The organism is Tropicimonas sp. (assembly GCF_047971885.1).
Lineage (GTDB): Bacteria > Pseudomonadota > Alphaproteobacteria > Rhodobacterales > Rhodobacteraceae > Tropicimonas.
Map to the genome: position 1 here is coordinate 1 of NZ_JBKEAE010000003.1, position 12523 is coordinate 12523.

10 protein-coding genes and 3 pseudogenes are annotated in these 12523 nt (G+C 66.7%); 4 read left to right on the forward strand and 9 right to left on the reverse strand.

Annotation, left to right across the window (positions count from 1 at the left end; genetic code table 11):
* The first annotated feature begins 191 nt into the window (after positions 1-191).
* Complete coding sequence (locus ACK5IR_RS00100) at positions 192-998, forward strand: alpha/beta hydrolase (RefSeq protein ID WP_416924662.1); 807 nt, start codon at positions 192-194, stop codon at positions 996-998.
* A gap of 28 nt (positions 999-1026) precedes the next feature.
* Here ACK5IR_RS00100 and ACK5IR_RS00105 read toward each other — a convergent pair whose 3' ends face one another.
* The 8 genes from ACK5IR_RS00105 to ACK5IR_RS00140 form a co-directional block, all read right to left on the reverse strand.
* Positions 1027-2031 carry a P1 family peptidase gene (locus ACK5IR_RS00105; protein ID WP_416924664.1) on the reverse strand — a complete coding sequence of 335 codons (1005 nt, stop codon included), beginning with the start codon at positions 2029-2031 and terminating at the stop codon, positions 1027-1029.
* Between the two features lie 16 nt (positions 2032-2047).
* Positions 2048-2788 carry a glucose 1-dehydrogenase gene (locus ACK5IR_RS00110; protein ID WP_416924666.1) on the reverse strand — a complete coding sequence of 247 codons (741 nt, stop codon included), beginning with the start codon at positions 2786-2788 and terminating at the stop codon, positions 2048-2050.
* A 122-nt stretch (positions 2789-2910) separates the two neighbouring features.
* On the reverse strand, positions 2911-4362 hold the full coding sequence (locus ACK5IR_RS00115; RefSeq protein ID WP_416924668.1) for an aldehyde dehydrogenase family protein: 1452 nt from the start codon (positions 4360-4362) through the stop codon (positions 2911-2913).
* 62 nt (positions 4363-4424) lie between these two features.
* Positions 4425-5993, reverse strand: a complete 1569-nt coding sequence (locus tag ACK5IR_RS00120; protein ID WP_416924670.1) for an ABC transporter ATP-binding protein — start codon at positions 5991-5993, stop codon at positions 4425-4427.
* The gene (locus ACK5IR_RS00125) at positions 5990-6805 is read right to left on the reverse strand and encodes an ABC transporter permease (RefSeq protein WP_416924680.1); all 816 of its coding nucleotides are present in this window, start codon (positions 6803-6805) and stop codon (positions 5990-5992) included. The genes ACK5IR_RS00120 and ACK5IR_RS00125 overlap by 4 nt, the downstream gene beginning before the upstream one ends.
* Before the next feature lie 2 nt (positions 6806-6807).
* Positions 6808-7755, reverse strand: coding sequence for an ABC transporter permease (locus ACK5IR_RS00130; RefSeq protein WP_416924672.1), 948 nt, complete (start codon positions 7753-7755; stop codon positions 6808-6810).
* Between the two features lie 103 nt (positions 7756-7858).
* The gene (locus tag ACK5IR_RS00135) at positions 7859-9016 is read right to left on the reverse strand and encodes an MFS transporter (RefSeq protein ID WP_416924674.1); all 1158 of its coding nucleotides are present in this window, start codon (positions 9014-9016) and stop codon (positions 7859-7861) included.
* Positions 9000-9764 (reverse strand): DeoR/GlpR family DNA-binding transcription regulator, encoded by a 765-nt coding sequence (locus ACK5IR_RS00140; RefSeq protein WP_416924676.1) that lies wholly within the window; start codon positions 9762-9764, stop codon positions 9000-9002. The genes ACK5IR_RS00135 and ACK5IR_RS00140 overlap by 17 nt, the downstream gene beginning before the upstream one ends.
* Positions 9765-10049: 285 nt before the next feature.
* Between ACK5IR_RS00140 and ACK5IR_RS00145 the strand changes: the two genes are divergently transcribed.
* Positions 10050-10871, forward strand: a complete 822-nt coding sequence (locus ACK5IR_RS00145) for a TolB family protein (RefSeq protein ID WP_416924678.1) — start codon at positions 10050-10052, stop codon at positions 10869-10871.
* A gap of 117 nt (positions 10872-10988) precedes the next feature.
* Here the strand turns inward: ACK5IR_RS00145 and ACK5IR_RS00150 are convergent.
* Positions 10989-11285, reverse strand: a pseudogene (locus ACK5IR_RS00150) (transposase); the annotation flags it as partial.
* Between ACK5IR_RS00150 and ACK5IR_RS00155 the strand changes: the two are divergent.
* Both ACK5IR_RS00155 and ACK5IR_RS00160 read left to right on the forward strand, forming a co-directional pair.
* Positions 11283-11705 (forward strand): annotated as a pseudogene (locus ACK5IR_RS00155) (TrbG/VirB9 family P-type conjugative transfer protein); the annotation flags it as partial. The pseudogenes ACK5IR_RS00150 and ACK5IR_RS00155 sit on opposite strands and share 3 nt — an antisense overlap.
* Positions 11695-12523 (forward strand): annotated as a pseudogene (locus ACK5IR_RS00160) (TrbI/VirB10 family protein); the annotation flags it as partial. The pseudogenes ACK5IR_RS00155 and ACK5IR_RS00160, both read left to right, overlap by 11 nt.

Below are 12523 nucleotides of genomic sequence, written 5' to 3' on the forward strand. Positions count from 1 at the left end.
GTTCGTGTTGCCGTCATGAACGGCTTCACCGCGCTCGGCATATCTGTCACAGAGGCCGTGGGATAAGTCCGTCCGGGAAAGGGGAGCCTCGGCCATCAGCCGATTTGTGCAACAGAGTCGTCGCACCCCAATCTATGCAAAAATGCCTCTCGAGCCGGATTATCCGCACCCCCAGACGAGAGGGCTCGACGATGGTCGATACGACGTCTTACGATAACGCCGATTTCATTCCCGAGGGTCACAGCTATTTCGACCGCTGGGCGAAGGCGGCGGCCAGTTTTCGTGCCAGATGGCCGCGCGCGCTGCAAAGGCTCGATTGCCCCTACGGACCGGGTGAGCGACAGAAATACGACCTGTTTTTTCCCGAAACGGCGGTGCGGGGGCTGCTCGTCTTCGTGCATGGCGGGTTCTGGCACCTTTCAGGGCGCAAGGACTGGTCGCATCTGGCCGCCGGCGCGCTTGGCAACGGCTGGGCGGTGGCCATCCCCTCCTATCCGCTGGCGCCGGAGGCCTGTATCGCCGAAATCACCCGATCGCTTGCCCGCGCCATGCCGGTGATGGCGGCCGAGGTGACCGGGCCGGTCCTGATTGCCGGCCATTCCGCCGGCGGACACCTGACGATGCGGATGGTTTGCCCGGACGTGGACCTGCCCGATGCGCTGCGCGCCCGGATCGCCGGTGTTCTGCCGATCTCGCCGCTGGCCGATCTCAACCCGTTGCTGATGCTGCCGATGAACGAATACCTGCGCATCGACCCGGACGAAGCCGAGACCGAAAGCCCGATCAACTGGCCGGCACCGCCCTGTGCCGTGCTGATCGTCGTGGGCGGTTCGGAGCGGCCGGCCTTTCTGGATCAGTCCATCCGCATGGCAGATGCGTGGATGAAATCGGATCTGAGGGTCGTCGAGGGACGGCACCATTTCGACGTGATCGAACCGCTCGCCGATCCCGAAAGCGCCATGGTACAACAGATGCTGAGCATGGCGGCCGGGGGCTGACCCCGGCCACCGCGCAGGATCTCTCCGGTCATGCAGAGCGGCTGATAGCGTGTCCGTACCGGTCGGCCCATGTCGGAACCGGATCGCCAAGGGCGGAACGCGCGAAATAGACGCCGCGCGCGATCGCACGGGTGACGCAGATGGCCGCGGCATGGCCCAGCACGATCGTTCCCACCAGTTCGTCCTCCAGCCGGCGCGCACCGGTGGCCACCGAAAAGACGAGATCGCCGTCAAGCGGGGTATGCGCCGGGACGACCGCGCGCCCGATGCCGTCATGGGCGGCGGTCGCCATGCGAAGACATTGCGCCTGCGTCAGATCGGCATCGGTGGCGACAATGGCCAGCGTCGTCGCCTGACCAGGCTTCATGCCGGGTTCGAGCGCCGGATTGTGTTTCCCGATCGGGCCCAGGCCGCCGAACTCGTCGCCGAATTCCCACGACGCCGCCCAGAATTCCGGGCCGCTGCTGCCCACGACATCGCCAAGCGCGTTGACCGCGACGATCGCCCCGACCGTGATCCCGTTGTCGAGCACCAGCGATGCGGAGCCGAGCCCGCCCTTGAGTGTCCGCGTGGTTGCCCCGGTGCCGGCCCCGACGGTGCCAAGCCCGAAATCGGTACCGGCCGATTCCAGTGCCTCGCGCCCCAGCGCCTTGTAGGGGTTTTCCTGCCAGCCCTTGTTGCCGCCGTTCAGCAGGTCGAACAGGATGGCCGCCGGCACGATAGGCACCCGCTGGGTACCTACCTTGAAGCCGCGTCCCGCCATCCGGAGCCCGTCGGCCACGCCCGAGCCGGCATCGAGCCCGAAGGCCGAGCCGCCGGCGAGAACCAGCGCATCCATCTGCTGCACGATCTTGTCAGCGGCCAGCAGATCGGTCTCGCGCGTGCCCGGGGCGCCGCCCATGATGCTGACCGACGCATTCATCGGTTCGTCCCCGACCACGACGGTCACGCCGGACTTCAGCAGGTCGTCGCTCGCGTTGCCGACCCTGATGCCCGGCACGTCGGTAATCAGGTTCTTCTTTCCGGGTCTCATGGCTGTCTCCTCCTGTTCAGATGCACCGTCCACCATCGACCTTCAGCACGCTTCCGGTCACCATCGCGGCCTCGTCCGAACACAGGTAACAGGCCGCGTTGCCCATATCCTCCGGGGTCGAAAAACGGCCGATGGGGATTGTCGAAAGGAATTTCTCACGCATCTCGGGCGTGTCCTCGCCCATGAACGATGCCAGGAGCGGCGTCTCGCCGGCCACCGGTGCCAGCGCGTTCACGCGGATGCCGGCCGGCGCCAGTTCGACCGCCATCGAACGGGTCGCGGTTATCATCCAGCCCTTGGATGCGTTGTACCATGTCAGCCGGGGCCGGGGCGATATGCCCGCCGTCGAGGCGACGTTCAGAATCGTGCCCGAGCGGCTGGCCTTCATGTGCGGCACGACGTGCAGGGCGGTGTTGTAGACCGATTTCGCATTGACCGCGAAAACCCGGTCGAACGCGGTTTCGCTCACATCCTCCATCGGTTCGGGCAGGTGGGTGATCCCGGCATTGTTGACCAGGATGTCGATCCTGTCGAAGGCGGCGATCGCCGCTTCGGCCATGTCCTTGACCGAGCCGCCAAAGGCCACATCGGTGAACTGCGGCACGCCGCCGATCTCGTCCGCCACCTTGCGGGCGTTTTCGATATTGATGTCGGCCACCATGACGCGGGCACCTTCGGACGCGAACTTGCGCGCGATGCCGGCGCCAAACCCCGAGCCGCCGCCGGTGATGACAGCCGTCTTTCCTTCCAGTCGCATTGCTCCCCTCCCATTGCCCGTCTGCACGGGCCGGTTCAGCAGACACCGCATCGCGGCCGATCACAACAACAATCCACACCGGGCGGCGTTTTGCCGGGGTGGCACATCATGCCCCGGCGGGGCTAGCCGTGCAGACAGGCGACGGTCTTGAGCCGGGTGAAGGAATAAAGCGCTTCGAACCCCTTCTCGCGGCCGTGGCCCGATTTGCCCACACCGCCGAAGGGCAGTTCGACCCCGCCACCCGCGCCGTAGTTGTTGACAAAGACCTGTCCGGCACGCAGGCGTCGCGCCAGCCGCATCTGGCGCGCACCGTCGCCTGTCCAGACGGCCGCGACCAGCCCCAGCCCGGTTCCGTTGGCGATCGCCACCGCCTCGTCCTCGCTCTCGAACGGCAGCAGCATCTGGACCGGGCCGAAAATCTCTTCCTGCGCAAGCACATGGCCGGGCGCGGCGCCCGAAAGCAGGCGCGGCGCGACGTAATGTCCGCCGGTGGGCGCATCTTCGGCAATCCGACCCTGCGCCAGCAGGTCGAGGTCGGCGCCGCGCCGGATGTAGCCCTCGACGATTTCCCTCTGGCGGGCCGAAATCAGCGGCCCGACCTCCAGATCGCGCAGAGCCGGCCCGACCCGGAGTGTGGCGTAGCGCTCCGCCATCCGGCCCGCCACCTCGTCGAACCGGGCGCGGTGGATCAGGATGCGTGAGGCGGCCGAACAGGTCTGTCCGGCGTTCTGGATGCCGGCATTGACAAGGAACGGCAGCGCCGCATCCAGATCGGCATCCTCGAACACCACCTGCGGGGATTTGCCGCCCAGTTCCAGCGTTACCGGAACGACGTTTTCACCCGCAGCCCGCTGCACGGCGCGGCCCACCGGCAGGGAGCCGGTGAACGAGATGTGATCGATTCCCGGGTGGGCCGACAGGACCGCCCCGGCCTCCTCGCCCAGTCCCGGCACGACATTGAGCGCCCCGGCGGGAAGCCCGGCCTCCCCGGCGATGCGGGCGAAGGCGAGCGCGGTCAGACAGGCCTCCTCCGCCGGTTTCAGGACGGTGGCGTTTCCCGCCGCCAGTGCCCCGCCGACCGACCGGCCGATGATCTGCATCGGGTAGTTCCACGGCACGATATGGGCGGTCACACCCCTCGGCTCGCGCAGGGTATAGACGGTGTATCCGTCCAGATAGGGGATCGTCTCTCCCATCAGCTTGTCGGCGGCGCCGCCGTAAAACTCCATGTAACGGGCCAGCGCAATGGCATCGTTGCGCGCCTGTGTCAGCGGCTTGCCGACATCGATGGCTTCGAGCCGGGCCAGTTCGTCGACCCTCGCGCGGACCATTTCGCCGATGCGCATCAGCACGCGCCCACGCTCGGCAGCGGTGGCCCGGCCCCATTCACCGGTTTGCGCGGCGCGGGCGGCGGCAACCGCAGCGTCGATATCACCGGCGCCACCGCGCGCAATGGCGCCGATCTGCCCGCCGGTCGACGGGTCTTCGAGTGGCAGCGTTTCCGCCGGCATCCGCCATGCGCCGTCGATGAACATCTCGCGGCTGTCGAACCAGCCCGCCGTTGCCCCGCTCATGATCCCCTCCACACTGAACCGGGGCAGATTGGCAGATACGGGCGGATGGGCAAGCCCCCGCGCTATTCCGCCGCCATCGGCAGTACCGGCGCCGCTTCGAGCAGCGCGCGGGTGTAGGGATCGGCCGGGGCGGAAAAGACGCGCTCGGTCTCGCCCTGCTCGACGATCCTGCCCGCCCGCATCACCAGCACACGGTCGGTGATTGCGCGCACGACCGTCAGATCGTGGGAAATGAAGAGATAGGTAAGCCCGAAGCGCCGCTGCAGATCGGCCAGCAGATCGAGGATCTGCGCCCGCACCCGGACATCGAGCGCCGAGACCGCCTCGTCCAGCACGATCAGTTCGGGACGGGCTATCAGCGCGCGGGCGATGGCGATGCGCTGCCGCTGCCCGCCCGAGAATTCGTGCGGAAACTTCCCGGCGTCCGCCGCCGCAAGCCCGACGCTTTCCAGCGCCCCGGCGATACGGCTTGGCAGATCAGGCGGACGCCCGGTCAGATGAAACGGCTCGGCGATCAGTCGCCCGACGCGGTGGCGCGGATCGAAACTGCCATAGGGATCCTGAAACACAACCTGCATCCGCCGCCGCAGATCGGGTGGCATGGAGGGCGAAACAGGCCTGTCGTCAAGCCGGATCGAACCGCCCTGCAACGGTTCGAGGCCGAGGATCGCGCGGCTGAGGGTGGATTTGCCGCAGCCGGATTCCCCCACCAGCCCAAGGCTCTCGCCCCGCTTCAGGGTGAAGCTCACCCCGTCCACCGCGCGAAAATGCGGCCGCGACCCGAAAAGCCGCCGGCGCCGCAGGGGATAGTCGCGCACCGCGTCGCGCACCTGAAGCAACGGCCGATCGGTGGGTATTGCCAGCCGGGCCGGACGGTGGCGCGAAGCCTCGAAAAGCGCGCGGGTATAGGGGGTGTGCTGGCGGTGCAGGATGGCGCGGGTCGGCCCCCGTTCGACGATCCCGCCCGATTGCATCACCGCAATCTCGTCGGCCATTTCGGCCACCACCGCCAGATCGTGGGTGATGAACAGGCATGCCATGCCCTCGTCCTCCACCAGTTCGCGGATCAGGGTCAGGATTTGCGCCTGTGTGGTCACGTCGAGCGCGGTTGTCGGCTCGTCGGCGATCAGCAGTCTGGGGCGCAGCGCCACGGCCAGCGCGATGCAGACCCGCTGCCGCTGACCGCCCGAAAGCTCGTGCGGGTACCGGTCGAGCGGAAAGCGGTCCGCCGTCAGGCCGACACGATCCAGCAGCGCCCGCGCGATGCCGGCCGCCTCGGAACGGGTCGCCGCAGCATGGACAAGCAGGGTTTCGGCCACCTGATCGCCGATGGTCCGAACCGGGTTCAGCGCCGTCATCGGCTCCTGAAAGATCATGCCGATCCCCGCACCACGCACCGCGCACATCTGCCGCTCCGACAGGTCGGTCAGAATGCGCCCGTCCAGCGCCACCGATCCTGAAAGCACTGCCCCATGCGGCAGAAGGCGCATCACCGCAAAGGCGGTCATCGACTTGCCCGAGCCGCTTTCCCCCACCAGCCCCAGCGTCCGCCCCGCTTCGATACCGAACGAGACGTCGCGCAGGATCGGCGTGCCGCTAATGGTCAGCGAAAGGCCGTCCGCCCGGATCACCCGACACGCCTCCGCAGGCGCGGGTCCAGAAGGTCGCGCAGCCCGTCGCCCATCAGGTTCAGGCCCAGCACCGTCAGCACGATGCACAGGCCCGGCAGCACGGCAAGACGAGGGTAGGAGTAGAAGAAGGTCTGCGCATCGGCCAGCATGCGCCCCCAGGACGGGGTCGGCGGTTGCGCGCCGAGCCCGACATAGGAAAGCCCGGCCTCGGCCAGAATGCCCATGGAGAACTGGATCGTTCCCTGAACCACAAGCAGGTTGGCGATATTGGGCAGGATGTGTTCGGCCGAGATCATCGCCGATCCCTTGCCCGCCACCCGGGCCGCCATGATGAACTCGCGTTGCCAGATCGACAGCGCCGCACCGCGCGCGACCCGTGCGAAAACGGGGATGTTGAAGATGCCGATGGCGACGATCGCGTTGAGGGCCGAGGGGCCGAAGACGGCGGTGATCAGGATGGCGATGACAAGCGACGGGAAGGCAAAGATCAGATCGTTGCCGCGCATGATGATCTCGTCGAACAGGCTGCCACGGCTGGCCGCCGCCGCCAGCCCCAGCGGCACGCCGAGCGCGATGCCGATCCCGACCGCAACCAGAGCAACCGCGATCGAGGTCCGTGCGCCGGCCATCAGCATCGAGAGCATGTCGCGCCCGAGGTGATCGGTGCCAAGCGGATGCCCCGGCCCCGGCGGCGACAGCTTTGCCGCGATATCCAGCGTGGTGACCTCATGCGGTGTCCAGACCAGCGAGACGAGCGCGGCGGCGAGGAACACGCCAAAGAGCAACGCCCCCAGGATCAGTTGCGCCGGCAGCCTCATCGCGCATGCCTCAACCTGGGGTCGGCGACCGCATAGGCCAGATCGACCAGAAAGGTGACGACGATCACCGCGAAGACCAGCAGCATCACCACCGATTCCACCACGATCAGGTCGCGCTGCGTGATACCCTGAAAGATCAGCAACCCGAGGCCCGGCAGGAAAAAGACCTTTTCGATGATGATCGCCCCGGCGAGCAGAAAGGAAAACTGCAAGCCGATGATGGTAAGCACCGGGATCAGCGCGTTGCGCGTGCCGTGGTTGCGGATCGCCTGCCCCTCGGTCAGGCCCTTGGCGCGGGCTGTGCGGATATAATCCTGCCCCAGCGTCTCGATGAGCGATGATCGCATGACGCGCGCCAGGATCGCCGCCTGTGGCAGGGCCAGCGCCACCGCCGGCAGGGTCAGCGCCCTGAGCGCCGGCCATGGCCCGGCATCCCATCCCGGAAATCCGCCGGCGGGAAAGACCGGCCATCTGATCGCCAGAACCATCACCAGAAGCATTGCGAACCAGAAGTTCGGCACCGCGATTCCAAGCTGGGTGAAGGCCATGATACCATAATCCACCGGCCGCCCGCGCCGTGCGGCGGCGATCATGCCGACCGGCACCGCGACCACCGTCGAAAGCGTCAGTGCCAGAAGCGCCAGCGGCAGCGATATCCACAGCCGTGCCGCGACCAGTTCCGATACCGGCACACGGTAGGTATAGGAGGTTCCGAAATCGCCATGCAGCAGGCCGCCGACCCAGCGCAGGTAGCGTTCGGTCGCGCTGCCGTCGAGCCCGAGCTCGGTGCGCAGGGCGGCCACTGTCTCGTCCGAGGCGTTCAGGCCCAGCATGTAAGCCGCCGGATCGCCGGGGATCACCTCGACCACGGTGAAAATCACCAGACTTGCCGCAACGAGCGACAGGCTCAGGGAAATCATGCGCGTCGTCGCGTAGTGGATCATGACACGAGCCTAGTTGCGCTTTGCCGAACCTGCCAGAGCCATGCTGCCCTGCGGCGTCAGTTTGCCGGCAAGGTGCGGCTTCCGCGCGTCGGCCGCGACCGCCTCAGTCCGTCTTCAGGACCCGCGCCAGCAGGGTGACGAGAAGCGCAAGCATCGCCAGAAGGGCGAAGGCGACACGCAGCGAGAAGGTCTCGGCAATGAACCCGATGACCGGCGGCGCGATCAGCATCGCACCATAACCCAGCGTCGCGACACTGGCGATGGCCTGACCGGGCGGAACCACCGGATCGCAGGCGGCACGGGTAAAGGCCATCGGCCAGACAGCGGCATAGCCGATACCCATCAGCGCGAAACCCGCAAGTGCCGTGCCGAGCGCACTGCTCGATACGATGAGCGTCAGCCCGAGAGCCGCCGAAACGCCGCTGACTCGGGCGACGGTAACGGGGCCGAAGATGGTAATCAGGCGGTCCACCACCATCCGCATTGCCACCATGACGATCGAGAAGACCGTGAAGCCCAGTGCCGCGCTCGCCTCGTCGACGTGAAGCTCGGTGGTCAGGAAAACCGCGCTCCAGTCGACGACCGAGCCTTCGCCGGCGCCCGAGGCCAGCGCCATGACGCCCAGCAACACCAGCGCGCCGCGCGGCAGGGCGAAGACCGGCGCGCCGGGATCGTGCGCCCGCGTCTGCGATACCCAGTCGATTCGCGACATCCACAGAAAGATGGTGCCGAAGATCAGCGAGGCGAGCACGAAGTGCAGTGTCACCGAGAGCCCCAGCGCCACGGCCCCGGCGCCGGTCGCCGCACCGAGGCCGCCGCCGAGGCTCCACATGGCGTGGAACGACGACATGACGGACCGGCCCATGCCCTTTTCGACCTCGGTCGCCCAGCTGTTCATGGTCACATCCATCGACCCGTGGGTGATGCCGAACAGAAACAGTGCGACGGCAAGCCAGCCTGTCGACGGGGCAAGTGCCAGCAGCGGCAGCGCGGGCAGGTAGGCGAAGGCGATCGCCCGCGTGACCCGGTACGCCCCGAGCGTATCCGAAAGCCGCCCGGAAAACGGGAAGGAAATCAGCGCACCCGCGCCCATGACCAGCAGCAGCAGTCCAAATGTCCCCTCGCCGATGTCGTTGGCCTGCATGATGGCCGGAATGCGCGACGCCCAGGTGCCCAGCAGCACGCCGTTGAGCGCGAAGATCGCGGCGACGGCGCGCCACGGGGTCCGGATGGATACCCGGATATCAGACAGTTCGGACATCGAGTCCTCTTTCGATGAAGGGCGCGGCGGTTTCCCGCGGCGCGTCGGTTATCAGAATGTCGAGTTCGTCGCAGCCGCAGACCCGGTGCCGGGCCCGGCGCCCGAGCTTGGCCTGCCCGGTCATGACGATGGATCTGCGGCCCGAACCGGCCATGGCGCGTTTCAGCGCCGCCTCGTCGATATCGTCGGCCGACAGGCCGAAATCCGCATTGAGCCCACAGGCGCCCAGAAAGCTGAGATCGGCGACCACCCTTTCGACCGCGGCAACCGCGTCCGCCCCGACGGCGATACCGCCGAACGGCGAGATGCGTCCGCCGATCAGCATGGTCTCGATCCCCGCGCCAAGCGTCGCCATGGCGATGGCCGGGGTCGGCGTCACCACCAGCGCGCGTGGCAGCGGCGGCAGGGATTGCGCAAGCCGGATCACGGTGGTGCCGCCGTCCATCAGCAGGACCATGCCATCCTCGATCAGCGGCAGGGCGGCGGCGGCAAGACGTTCGGCGACGGGATTGGCCGTTTGCAGGCGTTCGCGCAGGGGGCGGACAGGCCGGCTGACCGGCAGCGCACCGCCGCGCACTCGCTGCACCACGCCCCCGGTCTCGAGCGCCAGCAGGTCGCGCCGGATCGTGTCGGGGGAAACACCGAATTCCCGCGCCAGATCGGCCAGAACCAGCGCCGCGCCGGCGGCGGCACGATCCCTGAGCAGCCCCTGCCGCGCTTCTGGTGTATTGAGAGCCGGACCTGTCACGGAAGGAATCCTGCGGGTTAAATGCAACAATATGCGTATCTATGCAGAATATTGCGAATGTTTGCAAGAATCCATTCCGTGGCGATGGACGCAGCGGCCTTGCCGGGTTAGTTACAGAAGGCCGGCATCAGGCGTTCCTCCAGACGGCCTTGTCGGTTGCCGACTACCCGGCCAGGGGTCCGCTGATGCCCTCAACCGCACCAAGGCCGGATATGTCGCGCTTGAAGATCGCGCTTTTCCGGGCTGCTTGGCGAATATGCCGGCATCCATGCAAGGACCCATGCCATGAAATCCATCCTTAGCTTCTTCGATCTGACCACCGGAGCCGCCAGCACCGTCATGGAAACCGGCCGGCATATCGAGGCGCCCAACTGGACGACCGATGGCGCGGCGCTGATCGTCAATGGCGGCGGCCGGCTCTACCGCGTTGCGCTGAACGCGCCGGCCCTGCACGAGATCGACACCGGTTTTGCCAGCCGCCTCAACAACGATCATGGCATTTCGCCCGATGGCGACCTGCTGGCGATCAGCGATTCCACGCAAACCGATGGCAGTTGCATCTATACGCTGCCGGCCGGCGGCGGCACGCCGCGCCGCGTGACCCGGGCCGTCCCGTCCTACTGGCACGGCTGGTCGCCCGACGGGAAGCGGCTGGCCTATACCGCCAGACGCGGCGCGACATTCCAGATCTACACCTGTCCGGTCGATGGCGGCGCGGAAACGCAGGTCACCTCGGGTTTCGATCATTGCGACGGCCCCGACTACACGCCCGACGGGCGCTGGATCTGGTTTAACGGTGAACGGGACGATTCCGTCCAGCTCTGGCGCGTCCGTCCCGATGGCGGCGGTCCGGAGCAGATGACCGACGACGATCGGGTCAACTGGTTCCCGCATCCCTCGCCCGACGGTTCCTGCGTCGTCTATCTGTCCTACGAGAGCGGCACGCGCGGGCATCCCGCCGAAAGAAATGTCGAACTGCGCCTGATGCCCGCCGAAGGCGGCGCGCCACGTGTGCTTCTGGCCCTGTTCGGCGGTCAGGGAACAATCAATGTGCCATCCTGGTCCCCAGACAGCCGCCGCTTCGCCTTCGTGCAATACGAGGGCTGAGCACCATACCGATCGACAGATGTCCAACATCGCCCCTTCCGCGCGTTCCGGGTCCCCCGGGTGGGCTCTGTTGCACAAATCGGCTGATGGTCGGGGTTCCCCTTTCCCCGGACGGACTTATGCCACAGCTTCCGTGACGGGTATGCCGAGCGCGGTGTATCCGTTCAGGACGGCGATGCGTACCTGGAACTCGGCGACCTGACGGTCGAAGTCCCGCGCCATAAGGCGCTGCCCCAGCAACTTCACACAGTGCATCTTCGTCTCGACGCGGCTTCGGCGGTGGTATCCGCTCCATCGTCGCCAAAGGGCCCGGCCGAGATACTTCGAAGCCCGCAGGGCCTCGTTGCGGGCCACGGCTCCGGCGGTGCTGGTCTTCCATGGCTTTGCGTTCTTGCGGGGCGGGATGACGGCATGCCCGCAGTGTCATGGTCATATCCTGCTCCTCCGCCGGGATCGCAGCAGGCCGCGCCCGCCACCCCGCGCATCCCGCCAGTTTCAGCGCGCAACCACCGCTACGGGTTGCAGATCCGGGGGGACAACCCGCCCTGGCGGCCCACATCCGTCTTCGATGATGGCCGCCGGGTCTATGTCATTTTCCCGTCAGGCATCGCCCAAGGCGAGATGCCGCCATTATTTGTGATCGGCCCTGAGGGTGAGCCGCAGATCGTTAACAGTCGGATTTATCGCAACGTATTGATTGTCGACCGATTGTTCGGCGCGGCGGAACTGCGCCTCGGGTCCGGCAACCGTCAGCAGGTGGTGCGGATTGTGCGGATGCAGCCTGAACGCCAGACCGCCGTACCATCCACCCCGGAGCGCCACAATGACCGATAATGCTGCCCCCATGCGCCTGCGCGCCGAGCAACCCCGTGTCACGCGTCTTTCGCGCAAGGTGCTGGCGGGACTGGGCGGTATCTTGCTGCTCGGTATCGGAGGTGCGTTGATCTATGCCCTGCAAGGATCGGAACGAAGCGGGATGGGCGAGGAACTTTATTCCACCGAGAACCGCACCACGGCGGATGGTCTCAACGGGCTTCCCTCTGATTATTCCGGCCCGGCGCTCGGGGCCCCTTTGCCAGGTGATCTCGGCGGCCCAATTCTCGATGCGCAAAATCGGGGGCAACCGGTTGTCCCACCAGCCATCTTGGCACCTGCGCCCGATCCCGATGAGCAGCGGCGATTGGCGGAAGAAGAAGCCGCACGCATGAGCGGCGTGTTCTTCCAATCCGGCCCGCGAACGGGAGCAGCAACGGGCGCGGCCATACCAAGCCTTGCCGGTCTCGACACTGGCGGGCAGCCCGCGACGCAGAACCGCAACGCGGCGTTTCTCGGCGGTCCCGTGGACCGGCAGACCGTCGCGACGGATCGTGTCGTACCGCCAGCATCGCCCTAGATCCTGCAAGCAGGCGCGGTGATCCCCGCCGCGCTCATCACCGGCATTCGTTCCGATCTGCCCGGTCAGATCACCGCGCAGGTGACGGAAAATGTCTATGACAGCCCGACCGGCAGCCTGCTGCTGATCCCGCAGGGCACCCGCATCATCGGCCAGTATGACGATGGGGTTGGGTTCGGGCAGCGCCGCGTGTTGCTGGTCTGGAACCGTCTGATTCTGCCCGGTGGTCGCTCCATCGTCCTTGAACGCCTGCCGGGCT